The 16,548-nt window shown below is 60.9% G+C and carries 13 protein-coding genes; 10 read left to right on the top strand and 3 right to left on the bottom strand.

Annotation, left to right across the window (positions count from 1 at the left end; all coding sequences use genetic code 11):
* Nucleotides 1–6: 6 nt before the first annotated feature.
* The 3 genes from rpmB to rsmD all read left to right on the top strand — a co-directional run bounded on the left by rpmB (nucleotide 7) and on the right by rsmD (nucleotide 3,437).
* On the top strand, nucleotides 7–201 hold the full coding sequence (gene rpmB / locus G1C95_RS08615; RefSeq protein WP_169172558.1) for a 50S ribosomal protein L28: 195 nt from the start codon (nucleotides 7–9) through the stop codon (nucleotides 199–201).
* Nucleotides 202–310: 109 nt separating this feature from the next.
* The gene (locus G1C95_RS08620; protein ID WP_240947505.1) at nucleotides 311–2,815 is read left to right on the top strand and encodes an ATP-dependent DNA helicase RecG; all 2,505 of its coding nucleotides are present in this window, start codon (nucleotides 311–313) and stop codon (nucleotides 2,813–2,815) included.
* A gap of 10 nt (nucleotides 2,816–2,825) precedes the next feature.
* Entirely contained in the window at nucleotides 2,826–3,437 is a 612-nt protein-coding gene (rsmD, locus tag G1C95_RS08625) for a 16S rRNA (guanine(966)-N(2))-methyltransferase RsmD (RefSeq protein ID WP_169172559.1), read from the top strand.
* A 24-nt stretch (nucleotides 3,438–3,461) separates the two neighbouring features.
* On the opposite strand, the gene trmD is transcribed toward rsmD, so the two are convergent.
* Both trmD and G1C95_RS08635 read right to left on the bottom strand, forming a co-directional pair.
* Nucleotides 3,462–4,421, bottom strand: a complete 960-nt coding sequence (trmD, locus tag G1C95_RS08630; protein WP_169172560.1) for a tRNA (guanosine(37)-N1)-methyltransferase TrmD — start codon at nucleotides 4,419–4,421, stop codon at nucleotides 3,462–3,464.
* A gap of 112 nt (nucleotides 4,422–4,533) precedes the next feature.
* Nucleotides 4,534–6,153, bottom strand: coding sequence for an aminotransferase-like domain-containing protein (locus tag G1C95_RS08635; protein WP_169172561.1), 1,620 nt, complete (start codon nucleotides 6,151–6,153; stop codon nucleotides 4,534–4,536).
* A 232-nt stretch (nucleotides 6,154–6,385) separates the two neighbouring features.
* Here G1C95_RS08635 and G1C95_RS08640 point away from each other — a divergent pair, with 232 nt between their 5' ends.
* From G1C95_RS08640 to G1C95_RS08670, 7 genes are all read left to right on the top strand, one after another.
* Nucleotides 6,386–7,042, top strand: a complete 657-nt coding sequence (locus G1C95_RS08640; RefSeq protein ID WP_169172562.1) for a LysE/ArgO family amino acid transporter — start codon at nucleotides 6,386–6,388, stop codon at nucleotides 7,040–7,042.
* A 77-nt stretch (nucleotides 7,043–7,119) separates the two neighbouring features.
* Nucleotides 7,120–8,751 carry a peptidase U32 family protein gene (locus G1C95_RS08645; RefSeq protein ID WP_169172563.1) on the top strand — a complete coding sequence of 544 codons (1,632 nt, stop codon included), beginning with the start codon at nucleotides 7,120–7,122 and terminating at the stop codon, nucleotides 8,749–8,751.
* A gap of 27 nt (nucleotides 8,752–8,778) precedes the next feature.
* A complete protein-coding gene (locus G1C95_RS08650; protein WP_169172564.1) occupies nucleotides 8,779–9,747 on the top strand; it encodes a purine nucleoside phosphorylase YfiH/LACC1 family protein in 969 nt (322 codons plus the stop codon).
* 184 nt (nucleotides 9,748–9,931) lie between these two features.
* On the top strand, nucleotides 9,932–10,852 hold the full coding sequence (locus G1C95_RS08655) for an IspD/TarI family cytidylyltransferase (RefSeq protein WP_417852267.1): 921 nt from the start codon (nucleotides 9,932–9,934) through the stop codon (nucleotides 10,850–10,852).
* A gap of 185 nt (nucleotides 10,853–11,037) precedes the next feature.
* On the top strand, nucleotides 11,038–11,715 hold the full coding sequence (locus tag G1C95_RS08660; RefSeq protein ID WP_169172565.1) for a pyroglutamyl-peptidase I: 678 nt from the start codon (nucleotides 11,038–11,040) through the stop codon (nucleotides 11,713–11,715).
* Between the two features lie 249 nt (nucleotides 11,716–11,964).
* Nucleotides 11,965–13,443 carry a coiled-coil domain-containing protein gene (locus tag G1C95_RS08665; RefSeq protein WP_169172566.1) on the top strand — a complete coding sequence of 493 codons (1,479 nt, stop codon included), beginning with the start codon at nucleotides 11,965–11,967 and terminating at the stop codon, nucleotides 13,441–13,443.
* A 114-nt stretch (nucleotides 13,444–13,557) separates the two neighbouring features.
* Nucleotides 13,558–14,904 (top strand): C1 family peptidase, encoded by a 1,347-nt coding sequence (locus G1C95_RS08670; protein WP_169172567.1) that lies wholly within the window; start codon nucleotides 13,558–13,560, stop codon nucleotides 14,902–14,904.
* A gap of 401 nt (nucleotides 14,905–15,305) precedes the next feature.
* Here the strand turns inward: G1C95_RS08670 and fucO are convergent, their stop codons facing one another.
* Entirely contained in the window at nucleotides 15,306–16,457 is a 1,152-nt protein-coding gene (gene fucO, locus G1C95_RS08675; protein WP_169172568.1) for a lactaldehyde reductase, read from the bottom strand.
* Nucleotides 16,458–16,548 lie beyond the last annotated feature (91 nt).

The following is a 16,548-nucleotide window of genomic DNA, read 5'->3' on the forward strand; positions in this document are numbered from 1 at the left end:
TCCATCATGGCAGCTCGTTGCGCAGTGTGCGGTAAGGGTCCGCAGGTCGGTTTTACCGTTTCCCATTCGCATCGTCGTACCAAGCGTAGCTTCCGCCCGAACCTGCAGTCCGTGCGTACCACCGTCGAGGGCGAGAACACTCGTCTGCGCGTGTGCGTCAAGTGCATCAAGGCCGGCAAGGTTCAGCGCGTGGCCGCGTGAATCGCGTACTAACGTATCGAAACCCGCTCAAGCTTCGGCTGGGCGGGTTTTGTTTTACGTTCGTTAGCGTGCCGGCACACGCACACACAGGCGCATAGAATGGAGCGATATGAGCATCACCATGGACACGGCGATCGCCACGCTGGTCACCAACAAACGACGCGTGTCCGCGCTCAAATCGCTGGGCGTCGCCACCGTGGGCGATGCACTGACCTATTACCCCTTCCGTGTCACCGAACCGGTGCCGTTGCGTGCATTATGTGAAGCGCAGCTGGGCAGTGCCATGGCCTTCGCCGCGACGGTGCGGGATCTGCGCGTGGTGCCGATGAACACGCGCCGTGGTTTTCGTCTCGAAGCCACCGTTGATGACACTGATTTTGCCCGTAGTCGTTCGCTCGGCGGCTCATTAGCACGCCTCACCTTTTTCTCCTACCGCAAATCCTACGTGGATTGGGTGAGTATGCGGCTCAAAGCCGGCACCACCGTGGTCATATCCGGCGTGCCCGACGAATACATGGGCCAACTGCAATTCATGCACCCGGATCTGCTGACCGTAATGCCAACCGATGCCGCCCAGGCTTCGCCGGCGCTCAAATATGATGCCGCGACCGTGGCCGATGCGCTGACCCGCGTCTGCCGACCCCGGCCCGTCTACCACGCCAGTTCACGCATTTCATCCGAGCATATTCACGAAACGATTCTCGGACTGTTGTGGATGATGGGTGCGCGCGTATCTTCGGTGCCCGAGGGCATGGGAGGCGATGAGACTGCCGCGGCTGGACTGAATGGCGCTGCAGCAATGCAGGGATTAGCCGCGCCTGATACTGCCACCATTGCCGTGCAGCCGGAGGAAAGCCAGTTGGCGGAGAACCAGGCGGCTACGGGAATTGCGGCATGTGACCTGAGCCGCGCAATACCGGACATTCTGCCCGAACAGATCCGCAGCAGCAAAGGTCTTATGCATCGGGCAGAAGCGTTTTTAGCGATTCATGACCCGCAGTCGCGCGCACGATTCAACCAAGCCATTGATACCTTGCGCTATGAGGAGGCGTTCGTCGCCCAAACCGCGCTGTTGCAGGCGCGCCAGCATGCGCATGCAACCTCAGCTCATCCGTGCCCGTTGAATGCACAGGGTGTGCAGGGAGCGCAGGATGCGGGGCAACCCGGCAGTGAAACCAGCTCAACCGGCAGTCGCACTGGCAATTTGCGCGACCGCTTTATCGCGTTATTGCCGTTCCAACTGACCGCCGGCCAGCGTCAGGTCATTGACGACATCAGCGCGGATATGGAGCGTGACTGGCCCATGCAACGGCTGCTGCAAGGCGAAGTCGGCTCCGGCAAAACCGTGGTGGCGCTCGCCGCCATGCTGCAGGCCGTGGGGGCTGGCTATCAGGCCGTGCTCGTGGCCCCCACCCAAGTGCTGGCCGAACAGCACGCTGCAACCATACGTGCGATGATCGGCCCCGAAGTGCCGGTTGCGCTGCTCACCGGCGGCATGAAACTGGCTGCGCGCCGCAAAGTGCTGGCACAGGCGGCCAGTGGTGAAGCGGGCATTATTGTGGCCACGCATGCCGCGTTTTCCAAAACCTTCCAAGCCCCGCGCCTGGCGTTGGTGGTTATCGACGAACAGCATCGATTCGGCGTTGAGCAGCGCGAAAGCCTTAACGCCAAAGCGCAAGATGGCACCACGCCGCATCTATTGGTGATGACCGCCACCCCGATTCCGCGCACCGCCGCAATGACCTGGTTCGGCGATCTTGACTTGTCTTGGCTGACCGAACTGCCTGGCGGACGCAAGCCGATTCGCACCATCGTGGTGCAGGAAAACGACGCAAACACCATGGGGCGCATGTTCGCGCATATCCGCGCGCGTATCGATGCAGGGGAGCGGGCGTATGTGGTTTGCCCGCGCATCGACATGGATGATGACGAAGGCGACGCTGACGGCATCGACAGCCCCTACGACACCGTGGATGACAACGGTGAGGCCCCCAAACGCCCGCCGCTGCATTCGGTGGAGGAAATCGCCGCACGTTTGGCCAAACTGCCACAATTCCAAGGCATTGCGTTCGCCACACTGACCGGGCGCGACAGCGACGACACCAAAACAGCGGTTATGGCCGACTTCGCCTCGGGCATCACGCCGGTGCTGGTAAGCACCACCGTGATCGAAGTGGGCGTGGACGTCAAACAGGCCAGCTGCATCGTGATTTTCGACGCCGACCGGTACGGGCTTTCCCAGCTGCACCAGCTGCGCGGCCGCGTGGGGCGCGGCGGCACCAATTCGTGGGCATTCCTGATTTCCAGAGCCGATGAAAACACCCCTGCTAGCGCCCGTCTGGAAGTCATTCATCATTCTTTGGACGGTGCCGAAATCGCACAAGCCGATCTGGAATTCCGTGGTGCAGGCGACGTGCTGGGCGACGCCCAATCCGGCGGCAAATCCAGCCTCAAACTATTGCGCGTGGTCAAAGACGCCGATATGATCGCTGACGCGCGCTTGCGCGCCGAACAACTGCTTGCCAGCGATCCCGAACTGTCTGGGGAGGTTGAACTGGCCGGTGCCGTGCTGGATTTCATGCGTGGCAATGAAACGTTCCTGACCAGTTCGTAGAGTGACACTCATGCGAGTGATTTCTGGACGATTCAAAGGCGTAGCGCTGGCAAGCCCGAAAACCGGCACCCGGCCGACCACCGACCGCACCAAAGAGGCGATTTTCTCTCACCTCGACTCGTGGGGCGTGCTGGACGATGCCCGCGTGCTCGACCTGTTCGCCGGCACGGGGGCGCTGGGCATTGAAGCGCTGTCGCGCGGTGCCAAGGAATTGGTGGCCGTGGAATCTTCACGTCCGGCCGCAGCGCTGATCTCAGCGACGTTGAACGAGCTGAAACGCAATCGTTCGTGGCAGTCGGATATGCGCGCACGAGTGGTGGTGCGCAAGGCCGAGCAATATGTGGCAGCCGGTGCATCGCAGGCATTCGATGTGATTTTCATCGACCCGCCGTACGCCTTCACCACCGAAGCCTGCAATCAATTGCTGGCCGATTTGGTGGCCGGTGGCATGGCTGGCGACCGCACGGTGATTATGCTCGAACGCTCCGTACGCTCCGACGATCCCGCAGCACCTGCGGGCTGGGCGATCAGCGAGCAGCGCAACTATGGCGAAACCGCCGTGTTCTATATCGAGCTGGACATACCTGAATCGGATGTGTCTGAATCGGATATGTCCGAGTAGAACCTGTCAGCAGAAGGTATATCGCTACGCTACATGGCGCGGATGTGCGCTGGAAACCTCCCAGCCCAATGCCATCAGCGTTTTGCGGTCGGCTTTGGACAGCGCCTTGCAATCCAACGCTTCGATAAGGTCAGGGCGAATCTCATTGGTGCGAGCCAGCGCCTCGTCGCGGCGGAAACGATCCACTTTGGCGTGGTCGCCGGATAGCAGCACATCGGGCACACGAATGCCGCGCCATTCGGCCGGCTTGGTGTATTGCCGGTGCTCCAACAGTGCGCCCTCACCGGTGTAAGATTCTTCCACAATCGAATCGGGATTGCCCATGAACCCCGGCAGCAGGCGGGTGATGGCCTCCAGCATCACTGAAACAGCCACTTCGCCGCCGTTCAGCACATAGTCGCCAATCGAATATTCGCGCACATCCACACCTTGGGCGCGATAATACGAGGGGATTCGTGCGTCATACCCCTCGTACCGTCCGCAGCCGAACAGCAGATGATCGGCGTGCGACAGTTCCGTGGCATCGCGCTGGGTGAACAGCGGGGCCGAAGGATTGGGGAAAATCAGCACAGGACGGGATGATTCCGCGCCCATATCGATACCTGCGATATCGGCGTTTGCAATATCGGTGTCTGCGGTGTCGGTGGCCGTAGCGTCAGCATCGGTCACATCACCGTCTGCAGCATCAACATTCTTCGTATCTGCATTGGTACCTGTATCGGCGTCGGCGTCATCGGCAGTCGATTCCCGCGGTTCCAAACCGAGCAGATCATCCAGGCATTCGGCCCAGACGGCAGGCTTCATCACCATGCCGGCGCCGCCGCCCACCGGCGTATCGTCCACCGAATGATGCACGTCGTGCGTCCAGTCGCGCAGATTGTGCGCCTTCACCTCGACCAGTCCCTTGGCTTGTGCCTTGCCGAACAGGCTCAGGTTCAGCACGTCGAAATACTCGGGGAATACGCTCACGATATCGATTTTCATAGCCACCAGCCTAACGGCTGCGTTGTAAGTTTGCATGGCAGACCTGTGCCGCAGGCTTGCCAAGCAAATTCACAACGCCAGTTTGCGCCATATTTCCCAGCAATCCCAAGGATTATTCGCGCACTTCGGCAACAACCTGCGCGAGCGTGGCCGCAGCCGCAGCAAACTCGTCGGGAGTGGTGTAGGAATAGCTCAGGCGCAAGGAATTATCGCCCTCAAAATCATAGATATCGCCCGGATTGAGCAGTATGCCGCGTTGAGCGGCGCGCTGGAACAGACGTCCCATGCGCATGGGACGCTCAAAGGTAAGCCAGATATAGAAGCCGCCCGAAGGCGTGGTCCAATGCGCCTGGCCGGCAAACAGCCCGCTCAGCACGTCAAGCGCGGCGTCGCGTCGGCGGCGCAGTTCGGTGTTGAGGCTTGCGAGATATTCGCCATACATGCCGCTGCTTAAAAATCTTGCGAACACCCACTGGCTTAATGTGCTGGCACCGTAGTCCATCTGCATTTTCACATCAGCCAAACGCTGCACCACATGCTCGTCGGCCACAATCCAACCGATGCGCAGGCCGGGCGCAAGCGACTTGGAAGCGCTGCCCAGCGTGATCACCATGCCGGTGGCATCCAATGATTTCAGAGGCGCGGGGGCAGGGCCGTCGAAGACCAGATCACGGTAAGCATTGTCTTCGATAATGGGCAGTCGATGTTGAACGCACAGGTCGATTAGTTGACGGCGGCGTGCGTCGGGCATGGTCAGGCCGGTGGGATTGTGATTGGTCGGGATAGTATAGAGTACGCGTTGCGCGCCAGAGGATTTGCGCGGCAAACGAGGCATAATCGGCGCTTCGGTTTGCGATATGGCGTGCGTGGCATTGTGGGCTGTCACGTTGTCAGCATTGTTAGCATTGCCGGGTTTGCCAGAATCGCCAGTTCCACCAGTCTTGCCAATATCACTGACATCGCCACCATCCAATATCGCCGCCAACGCCCGCACATCCAAACCATCGGCATCCATCGGAATGCCACTGAGTGTCATGCCGGCCGACTGGAACACCTGTAAAGACTTGATATAGCTCGGCGCTTCGGCGAAAACGGTGGAACCCGCAGACAGCAGACTCACCGAAATCATCTGCAACGCCTGCAATGCGCCCGAGGTCACAAGAACCTGGTTTGCCGTGCAATCGATGCCGGTGGCCCGCATATGCGCCGCGATGGCCTCGCGCAGTTCAGGCAGGCCTGCGGGCGGCGGGTATCCAAGCGAATCGATATGCTCGGCTGCATCGGCGCATATGGTGCGCCACATGGCTTTGGGGAACAGCCGTGGGTCGAGTTCGCCGGTGCCCAAACGGGTGAGTCGAGGATCGAATTCCAGCCGGTTGATGGCCTGAATCGTGTCGTTATTTGCTTTGAAGAATCCGGAGGCGACATAGTCGGCCCAGTCGGGTGCGCCGGGCAGCATCAGCGACCAGGTGTTGCTGGCGATGCGCGTGCCGGCACCATGCGAACCCTCGACGATACCATAGTCGGCAAGTTCGTTGACGGCGGCGATGATGGTGGAGCGGTTCACGCCGAAGGATTCGGCCAACGCACGTTGGGAGGGTAGGCGCGAGCCGATCGGCCAGCTACCATCCGATACCTTGCGGCACACATAGTCCACAATCTGCTCGGCAAGAGGAGTAGGGCAGTTGCGATCCGGCTGCCAGTCGATATTCAGTGGTGCGATACGCGCCATACTGCCCTCTTTTCTGATGTTTGGTTGGTTACGGCCGCACATATTTGGCTGGTTGTCCATTGTATTCTAATCGCTAGAATGATGCGACGGTAATGCAAGAAATCAAGTAATTCCAGTCATTATTGCGTATCGCCTTACTGCATATGGCTGGATTTGGTTGGGTGGCTATCAACCAGCCAAACTGATTTGGTGGAATGCTGCAAGGTGCAGCGAGAGGTAAGGGGGCGCGAATATGGGTTTGTATTTGCAAGGGCTGACGGTGGGGTTGGCGTATATCGCGCCGATCGGCATGCAAAACCTGTTCGTTATCAACACAGCGCTTACCAAGCCGCGTCGCCGCGCGCTGCTTACCGCACTATTCGTAACCATCTTTGACGTTATGCTGTCGCTGGCCTGCTTCTTCGGCATCGGCACGCTGATGCAGCGTTACACTGCACTCAAACTGGTGGTGCTGGCCGCCGGCGGTCTGGTCGTGATCCGCATTGGTTTGGGACTATTGCTGCCTAAACGTAACAAGGCTAACGGTGGTGTGGCGACTTCGAATGATAGCGCATCGTCTACGGCAGTAACAGCTACTGGTTTGCGCGGCTGGCTGCACACCATCGGTACCGCATGTGTGGTTACCTGGTGCAATCCACAGGCGATTATCGACGGCACGCTGATGCTTGGTGCCTTCGCAGCGTCCCTGTCTGTGGGGCAGACCGCGCCATTCATCACCGGCGTGGAAACCGCATCCGTGTGCTGGTTCACAGGCCTGACGCTGGTGGTATCGGCGTTCAGCCACGCGTTCGGCCCGCGTCTGCTTGCCGCGCTGAACAAGGTATGCGGCGCAGTCATCTGCCTCTACGGCGTCAAACTCCTCGTCGATTTCGCACTTGCCGTGCTGTAAGCCGGTTGGTGCGGTTCGTGGGCTTATGTAATCCGTATGACCCCAGCCGCTACACTATTGCGGTGATGAATGAGACGATGAACCTTCCTACCCGCAGCAAACCCGAAGTGCTCGCCCCCGCAGGCAACTTGAGGGGTCTGAAAACCGCAGTGGACTATGGTGCCGACGCCGTCTATTGCGGCGGCAAGGCCTTCGGCATGCGCTCCGCGCCAAAAAACCTAAGCCTTGAGGACTTCGAAGAGGGCTCGCGCTACGCCCATGCGCGTGGTGCCCGCGTATACGTGACCTGCAATGTGCTGCCGCGCAACAACGAGGTCGAGGCTCTGCGCGAATACGTCGGTCAGCTTAAAGACACCGGCGTGGACGCACTGATCGTCTCCGATATCGGCGTGATGATGATGGCCCGATCCGTCGCTCCGAATCTTGAATTGCATGTCAGCACCCAGGCCGGCGTCACCAATTATCAGGCGGCCAACGCCTTCTATGAACTCGGCGCGCGCCGCGTGGTGCTGGCCCGTGAAATGGATTTGCAGGCCGTGCGCGACATCCGCGCCAACATCCCCGACGATCTTGACATCGAATGCTTCGTGCATGGTGCGATGTGCATGGCCTTCTCTGGCCGCTGCCTGTTCTCCAACTATTTAACCGGCCGCGACGGCAACCACGGCGAATGCGCCCAGCCCTGCCGCTGGAAGTATTCCATTGTGGAAGAGAAGCGCCCCGGCAAGTACTATCCGATTGAGCAAACCAAAGACGGCGCATACCTGTTCAATTCGCAGGATATGAACATGCTCGAACACATCGACGACCTCATCGATTCGGGCGCCACCAGCCTGAAAATCGAGGGTCGGTCGAAATCCGCCTACTATATCGCGGCGATGACCAACGCCTACAAAACCGCCGTGAACGCCTACATGGTCCAGCGCGGCTTCGAAAACGAGCAGGGGGAGACGCTTAAGCCCTTCCGTGATCGCGTGATTCGCCCCACGGATCCCGACTATGCCGAGGCCATGCGGCAGGCTCAAGGCCAGCCCGACGCCATCACGTTGCACGCCGATGAGGCGTTCGGCGGCGTTAACGATGATGGCTATGAGACGCCCGCCGCCGGAAGCACAGCGTCGAGCGCCGCAGCCGGCACTGCTGCGACTCAGGCTGCTGATACCCGCACCGCTGTGGCCGATATCGATGACGATCACCTGAGCTATCACGCGCGTTCCACACGGCGCAAATCCAACACCGCCCCCGAAATGCTGGCCGGCACCTGGCAGCATGCGGCCGTGCGCCCGGCGCCACACGTCGAACTGCCCGACTGGCTGCTTGACGAGCCAGACAAGGTGGCTCACCGCGACTATTCCACCGGGTTCTATTACCCCGAGCATAAGGTCACGCAAAACACCGACCGCTCCGCCTATTTCCGTGCGTGGCTGGTTGTGGGCGAGGTGCTCAGCTGGAGCGCCGACGAAGGCGGACGCGTCACCCTGATGAGCCGCAACAAAATTGAACCCGGGCAAGATGTGGAATTCCTATTGCCCGGCGAGCCGCCCCTGGCCTACACCGTGCCGGCGGACGGGCTCAGGGACGCCGACGGCAACTGGGTGCCCGCCATCAACAACCCTGCCCATGTCTTCTCCATGCCGTGCCCGCATCCGGTGCCGATTAACGCGGCCATCCGTTCGCGCACCGCAAAGCCCACCCTCAAAGCCGAGTAATCACACGTCACAAGAAAGCCAACCACTATGAGCCAATACGATGAGGAAATCCTCAACTCCAACGCCATCAGCCCGCTCGACGAAGCCGGCCAGCCCATCCCCGTCACCATTCCGGTAACGCTGGCCCCCGGCATCACCGTGGTGTACACCACACGCCTTGGCGGTATTTCCACAGGCGCAACCGGCAACTGCAACCTTGGCGGCAAAGCAGGAGACCCGGGCCAAACGCTTGCCAATCGAGAAGCCCTGTCGCGCGAAATCGGTGCACCGATCAGCCTGGTCAGGCAAGTGCATTCCGGCCAGGCCATCGATATCGACAAGCCCGGCTACGCGCCCAACGCCAGCTTCGGCTATGACGCCTCCGCTACCGGCACCCCCATCGAAGCCGACGGACAGGTCACCGCCCGCCCCGGCATCGCTCTGGGCATGTTCGCCGCCGACTGCCTACCCGTACTCATGGCCGACCCCATCGCCGGCGTGATCGGTGCAGCCCACTGCGGCCGCCGCGGCCTGGAGCGCGGCGTCATCGGTGCCACCATCGACCTTATGATCGCCAAAGGTGCCGAACCTGGCCACATCGTAGCCACACTCGGCCCGCGCATCTGCGGCGACTGCTATGAGGTGGGCGACCAGATCGCCGACGAATTCGACGCTCGATTCCCCGGCACCTTCACCCTCAGCCGCTTCGGCAAGCCCGGCATCGACATCGCCCACGCGGCCCTCGAAGCGCTCGCCGAAGCCGGCGTGCCGATGGACAGCCTGGTTGAATCGCGTCCGCGCGTCAACGCTGCTACCCAATACTTGGATTCTGACGAAGAGCTGCGCCAATTGTGCGCCACGGACGGCGAAGGCGACTCGGACCTGACCGTGCGCATCGACGCCATCCGACGCAGCATGTGCACCCTCGAAAACCCACTGTGGTATTCGCACCGTCGTGCCGCGCTCGCCGGCAAAACGCAGGAAGGGCGCATGCTGGCCCTTATCGTGCGTTCGTAAGCGGCGATGGGGGTGCTTGGAAACATCCCCTCGAATGATTCCGAACAATTCCGAACGTTCCCAAGCGATTCCCAGCGCTAGTGTTTCTGGGCGAACGAATACGAATCGCAAGGCCGCACCCTGCTCGCGGTAGTATGGTGCGCAGCAACGGTTCGGCGAACAATGGCTTGTACGGTGAGGTGTTATGACTGAGCGAGAAGACGATTTCGATACTGCGAGCGGCAACATGCGTGAGGGCGGCAACAGGGGTGCGCAGCAGATCCCCCAGCATGCCCCCGTAGTGGCAGTGGTGCTGGCCGCCGGATTCGGCACGCGCTTCGACCCCGACAATCCCAAGCAACTGGTTTCCGTGGGCGGCAAACCTATTGTGTGCTGGTCCATCGAAGCGTTCGAGCGGTGCGCTCGCGTCAGCGACATCGTGGTGGTGGTCAACCCCAAGGTGCGCGACGATGTGGAATCGCTGATTGATCAGGCCGGCTACACCAAGGTGCGCATTGTTATCGACGGTGGTGCGGAACGCGTGGACAGCACCGCAGCCGCTCTGGACACGTTGGCTGCCGCCGGCATTCCGGGCAACGCCAAAATTCTCATCCATGACGCGGTGCGCCCCTTCGTCGCGCAATCCGCCATCGACGGTTCCATCGACGCGCTTGACCAGTTCAACGCCTGCACCGTGGCCTGGGGATCCACCGACACCATCCTGCTTACCGAGGATCTCGGCGAACGCAAGGTGGTGCGTGCGGTGCCGAATCGCCCTGACATGTTCCGTGCGCAAACGCCGCAATCCTTCCGTTTCGACACCATCCGCCGCGCCTACGAACTGGCCGGTGCCGACCCCGACTTCCACCCCACGGACGACACGCGCGTGGTCGTCGACTATCTGCCTGATGAACCGGTTGCCATCGTCTCCGGTGCCGAATCGAACCTGAAAATCACCACATTGGCGGATCTGCCAACCGCCGAACGTATCGCAGCCGACTTGCTCGGCCTGACGCCGGACGATACTTTGGGACGCACTGCCGCCGACGATATGCTGGCGCGCAAGGAACAGGCACGCGCCCGTATGCATGCCGTCCTCGCCCAAGCCGCCTCGCAGCTGCACTGAGTGTGCGCTGAGTTTGCGTTTGCACTGAGTTTGCGCTGAGTGCGTGCTAGGTTCGCACCAATCCCACGTTGGATTTGTGCTGAACTTGCATACAGCGGTTTGCCTCGGTTGCCGGTGTGCCAGCACATCGGCACGGTTGCGCCCGCCAGCAGGCAAATAGCAGCACTTCGGCTAGACTGGGCACCATGCGTGAACTCACAGTCGTCATCTCCGGATTCGACCACTACGATGACGTAACCGTCAATCCTGCTGTCGAAGTGCCCAAGGCACTCGCCGAACAGGGGCTGGGTAACCTGCTCGGCCCTGACGATACGTCGGAGCAGGTTAGCGTAACCATCCATGCGGTCAGCATTCCCGTGAGCTTCGCCAAAGCCTGGCCCACCCTGCTCGAAGCGATTGAGGCGACGCATCCCAATATCGTCATCGCCACAGGCCTTAAGCACGCGGCCCACAGCGTGATGCTTGAGCGTTGCGCCACCAATCTGATGGACACCGCCAAGCCGGACGCCGACAATATGATTCCGCAGCGCGAACCCATCGACGCCAACGGTCCGGCCGCCTACTGGACGCGCCTGCCGCTGCGCGCGATTCTCAAAGACTTCACCGACGATGGCGTTCCCGCTTCGCTCAGTTCGGACGCGGGCACCTTCGTCTGCAATTCGCTGTTCTATAACCTGCTCAACTGGGCATCCACCCAGGATCATGTGTTGGCGGGATTCGTCAGCTTCCCGATGGTGGGCCCCGCGCACAGCGCGCAGCACACCCTGCCGCTTGACCAGCAGATTGCCGCCGGACGTGACGTGGTGCGCGAAACCGTGCGCTACTATCTCAAGCCCTCCAGCTCGGATATTCTCATCGATTAGCGCCGCTGATCGGCGCTGGTCGCCCCTGTTGCCCAGTGCCATTGCGGCGCGGTTGTCGCCGATGCTATCAGCCCGTCACATATGCGCAAGTTTGAGCATTGTTGCACGATGATGCGCATACGTAGAACAAGGTACGCACGCATTGTAACGATTGGTCGGCGTTCCACGCGTCGAACCATGCCAATGCGCTACAGTGCTTGAGTACTCGCCGAGAAAACGGCGTTGGTTGGATGCGAAAGGATATTGACGATGGCGGATCGTTTCCCGGTGGTGCTGCGAGGATATGACAAAGAGAAGGTGGACGAGGCCTTTGCCTCCGTTCAGGACAGCATGAAGCAGGCGCATCAGACGCTGGTCAGCATGCGTGAGCAGATCGCTGCCGACGATGATCGCATCCTGCAACTGCAGGCGCAGCTGGAAGAGGAAAAGCGACGCAAGAAGTCCGACAATTCCTTCGCCTCCCTCGGCGCAAACGCACAGCAGATGCTCGCCTCCGCCGAACAGACCAGCACCGCGCTATTGGAGCGGGCCAAGCAGGATGCCGCCTCCACCAGAACCGCCGCCCAGGAACAGGCCGAAACGCTGATCAACAATGCCAAAATCGATGCTCAGCACATTACCGCCGACGCCAACGCCAAGGCCGCTTCCGTGCTGGAGAACGCCCACAATCAGGCCGAATCGATCACCACTGCTGCCAACGAAGACGCCGCCCAGCTGCGTGCCGCAACCGCCAAGAACGTTGCCGAACAGCGCCAGAGCGTGGAACTTGAACTGACCAACTCGCGTGAGGAGCACAATAAGAAACTGGCTGCCGAGCGTGCCGCGCAGGAGCGCGAAATCGCCGATATGAAGGCCGAAGCCACTCAGCAGACTGCCGAACAGCGCCGCAACGCCAACGCGGAGATCACCAAGCTCAAGTCCGAAGCCAACGATCAGATCGAGGCGGCGCTCGCCGAAGCCAACAAGAAGCTTGCCGATGTGCGCGAACAGGTTTCCAAGATGACCACCGAAGCCCAGCGCAAGGCGCAGGAAATCATCGACGCCGCCAAGGCCAAGGCGCAGGAGATCACCGATGAAGCGGAGGTTTCCCGCACCAGCACGATGAGCAAGGTCAACGCCGAAGTCGAGCAGATTCGCAACGATATCGCCGCCCAGCAGGAAGAAGCCACCAAGAAGGTGGGCGAATTGCTGGACAGCTTGGAGGAGCGTCGCACCAGCGCCAAGCAGGAGGCTGACGAGCTGATCGCGCAGGCGAAGTCTGTGCGTGAAGAGGCGGACTCTTATGCTGCCGGCAAGCGTAAGGAAGCTGACGAACAGGCTGAAACGATTGTGCAGAAGGCCGTTGAAGATGCCGATTCTCAGGTTGAGGAGCGTCGTGCGGCCGCTCAGGTTGAGCTTGATGGACTGTCCAAGCGCATTCAAGAATTGCAGCAGCGCGAAGCTGGCATCACCCAGCGTGTTTCCGAGCTGCGTTCCATGTTCGCCCAAGCCTTCGCCGGATTTGGCGTTGCGGCACCTGCCGGAGCGAATGCGGACTCTCTGCCGGTGAACGCGCCGGTGGCTGCAGAGGCGGCTGGTGATGGCGAGGGTGAAGCGACCTCGTCGGATGACGAGCGCACCGAAGAGATCGAACAGGGCGACTCCGTCGATCAGTCGGGCGACCAGTCCGCTGAACAGCAGGACGATCAGCCGGCTGATGATCATCAAGCCCAAAGCGAAGGCGAATGACAAGCCATCGGATAGACTGCTAACGACAATGAATGTTACGGCACCTGCGCTCGACGCCAGGTGCCGTACGTATGTAACGCGCCACAAGCGCACCAATCCGAAGAAGGAGCAGACATGAGTGAATTGACGCCTCTGACCGGCGAAGCCCTGGCCAGCCTCAAAAGCGAATTCGACGCTGACGGCACCAACCGTCTCGCCATGAACGCGGTGACCGCCGCCGGCATCGACAAGGTGGCCCGCAACTACGACCGCGCCCGCCTGCTGCAGCGTCGTTTCTCCACCATCGTGGACAACGGCGAAGCCACTCATCAGGATCGTTCCGGCCGCTGCTGGCTGTTCAGCTCCCTGAATGTGGCTCGTTTTGTGGCCAAGAAGAACATGAACCTGAAGGAATTCGAGTTCTCCCAGAACTATGCGATGTACTTCGACAAGCTGGAGCGCGTCAACTACTTCCTCAAGGATATGGCCGCCCTCGTGGCCGCCGGCGAACCTGCCGACTCCCGCCTGATCCAGCACCTGCTTGCCGATGTGATGGGCGACGGCGGCCAGTGGACCATGGCCATGAACATCTACAAGAAGTATGGTGCGGTGCCCAAGGATCTGTTCCCCGAAACCGAATCTTCCAAGAACACCGGTGAGATGAACACGCAGCTGCGCCATATGCTGCACACCGCCGTGGCCCGCATGTACGCCGCCGACGGCGATGCCGCGAAGATCGATGAGATTATCGCCGAAGCCACTGCGGCCGGCCATCGCATCCTGACCATCCACCTGGGTGAGCCGCCGGTCAGCTTCGACTGGGAGTGGACCGACAAGGACGGCGAATTCCACCGCGACGGCGAGATCACGCCGGTTGAATTCTGGAAGAAGTACGTGGGCCCCGCCGGCCTCGAGGATTACGTGTGCCTCGTGGACGATCCGCGCGCCGAGCATGCCAAGGGCAAGAAGATCGGCATCGAGCACTTGGGCAACGTTGCTGGCGGCGACGCAACCGAATACCTCAATGTGCCGAACCAGTTCATGAAGGACTGCGTGCGCAAGATTCTCGTTGAGCAGGGTATTCCGGTGTGGTTCGGTGCCGACTGCCACCCGTTCATGGACCGTGAGAACGGTGCTTGGGCCACCGATCTGTTCGAGTATGGCTCCATCTATGACTTCGACTTCGACCTCGACAAGGAGGCTCGCGTGCGCTTCGGCGATTCCGCCATGAACCACGCCATGGCCTTCGCCGGTGTGGACGTGGCCGAAGACGGCACCACCACCCGCCGTTGGCGCGTGGAGAACTCCTGGGGTGCGAAGATCGCCGACAAGGGCTACTTCACCATGTCCGACGACTGGTTCACCGAATACGTCTACGAGGTGGCTGTCCCCAAGACCATGCTCCCCGCCGAATACCAGGCCGCCTTGGAAGAACCCGCCACCATGCTCCCCGCGTGGGATCCAATGGGCGCGCTCGCGTGATGCGCTAAGCGCATCACACAACGAGCGCGGAGGCGGCGGAGCTTTGGACAGCCCGGTGGGCTGTCCATGCGAAGCTCCTTGTAACCCAGTAACCTGAAAGGCCAGTGCGCCTGAAGCGGACAAGCCGTATAGAGAACAGCCCGGTGGGCTGTCTGCCCTGCCACTCCGCACGGTTTACCTATAGGTTTGCACGTTTCGTCTGCGAATTTGTTACATACCTACGTAACAATTCCGCAGGTGAAACGTGATATCTGACAGCTGAACCGCTCGCAAAGACAGACAAGAAGGGGATGTGATGAATAATCATCACATCCCCTTCTTGCCATTCCGAGCGTAGCGTAGGGAGTCAAGGAATCTCACGTCTGAGATGTTTCGACTCCGTTCAGCATGACGGTGCTCGATTACATGAGGCTTTCGTAGATGGCGTGGATGTCCTCGAGGGTGGCCTGGCGGGGGTTGCCGGGGGTGCACACGTCCTTGAACGCGTCCTCGGCGAGGCCGTCGATGTCGGCCTCGGTGGCGCCAACCTCAGAGATCCTGGTCGGGTTGCCGAGCCTGACCGTCAGGTCCCGCACCGCGGCCACGGCGGCGTCGCGCGCCTGCTCGAGCGGCATGGTGTACGCGTCCTCGACGCCGAACGCGTCGGCGATGTCGCGGAACTTCTCACCGGTGTAGTCCTTGTTGTAGTCCATGACCGGGGCAAGCAGGATGCCGTTGGCCACGCCGTGCGCCACGCCCAGACGGCCGCCCAATGGGTGGGCCATGCCGTGCACCAAACCGAGGCCGACGTTCGAATACGCCATGCCCGTGATGTAGGAGGCGTACGCCATCTGCTCGCCCGCCGGGATGTCCCCGTCGGCGCTCTTGGCGAGGTTCCGCGCGATCATGCGGATGGTCTGCATCGACAGGCAGTCGGACAGGCTCCAGGCACCCGGCGTGATGTAGCCCTCAATGGCGTGGGTCAAAGCGTCCAAACCGGTGGCGACCTTCAGGCCGCGCGGCATCGAGTCGGTCAGGTCGGGGTCCACGAACGCGACGATCGGGATGTCGTGCGGGTCGACGGCCACGAACTTGCGCCTGTTGGCCGTGTCGGTGACCACGTAGTTGATGGTCGTCTCCGAGGCGGTGCCTGCGGTGGTGGGCACGCCGAAGATCGGCACGCTCGGGTTCTTCGTGTCGGCCACGCCCTCAAGGGAGAGCACGTCGGAGAACTCGGGGTTGGCGGTGATGATGCCGATGCCCTTGCACGTGTCCTGCGGGCTGCCGCCGCCCAAACCGATCAGGAAGTCAGCGCCCGAGGCGGCGAACCTCTCGACGCCGTCCTTGATGCACTCGACCGGCGGGTTCGGCCTGACGTTCGAGAACACCTCGTAGGGCATGCCCGCCTCGTCGAGCACGCCGGTGACCTTCCCCACGGTGCCGGTCTCCAACAGGACCGGATCGGTCACGATGAACGCCTTCGTGAAGCCATGGGACTTGGCCACGCCCGGGATCTCCCTGATCGCGCCGCGACCAAAATACGCCGTCTGATTAAAAATCATGCGATACACCATTGTGTGCTCTCCTTTGAAGCTGGCTGTTATGGAATACGGTAGATACCGATGGCCTTCAGTATACCTCGCATGTAGAAAATTTAAAAATAAT

The sequence above is a fragment of the Bifidobacterium oedipodis genome (genome assembly GCF_012932425.1).
Taxonomy (GTDB): Bacteria; Actinomycetota; Actinomycetes; order Actinomycetales; family Bifidobacteriaceae; genus Bifidobacterium; species Bifidobacterium oedipodis.

Coding starts and splice junctions, on each gene's coding strand:
- rpmB (WP_169172558.1), top strand. CDS start 7: ATGGCAGCTCGTTGCGCAGTGTGCGGTAAGGGTCCGCAGGTCGGTTTT.
- G1C95_RS08620 (WP_240947505.1), top strand. CDS start 311: ATGAGCATCACCATGGACACGGCGATCGCCACGCTGGTCACCAACAAA.
- rsmD (WP_169172559.1), top strand. CDS start 2,826: ATGCGAGTGATTTCTGGACGATTCAAAGGCGTAGCGCTGGCAAGCCCG.
- trmD (WP_169172560.1), bottom strand. CDS start 4,421: ATGAAAATCGATATCGTGAGCGTATTCCCCGAGTATTTCGACGTGCTG.
- G1C95_RS08635 (WP_169172561.1), bottom strand. CDS start 6,153: ATGGCGCGTATCGCACCACTGAATATCGACTGGCAGCCGGATCGCAAC.
- G1C95_RS08640 (WP_169172562.1), top strand. CDS start 6,386: ATGGGTTTGTATTTGCAAGGGCTGACGGTGGGGTTGGCGTATATCGCG.
- G1C95_RS08645 (WP_169172563.1), top strand. CDS start 7,120: ATGAACCTTCCTACCCGCAGCAAACCCGAAGTGCTCGCCCCCGCAGGC.
- G1C95_RS08650 (WP_169172564.1), top strand. CDS start 8,779: ATGAGCCAATACGATGAGGAAATCCTCAACTCCAACGCCATCAGCCCG.
- G1C95_RS08655 (WP_417852267.1), top strand. CDS start 9,932: ATGACTGAGCGAGAAGACGATTTCGATACTGCGAGCGGCAACATGCGT.
- G1C95_RS08660 (WP_169172565.1), top strand. CDS start 11,038: ATGCGTGAACTCACAGTCGTCATCTCCGGATTCGACCACTACGATGAC.
- G1C95_RS08665 (WP_169172566.1), top strand. CDS start 11,965: ATGGCGGATCGTTTCCCGGTGGTGCTGCGAGGATATGACAAAGAGAAG.
- G1C95_RS08670 (WP_169172567.1), top strand. CDS start 13,558: ATGAGTGAATTGACGCCTCTGACCGGCGAAGCCCTGGCCAGCCTCAAA.
- fucO (WP_169172568.1), bottom strand. CDS start 16,457: ATGGTGTATCGCATGATTTTTAATCAGACGGCGTATTTTGGTCGCGGC.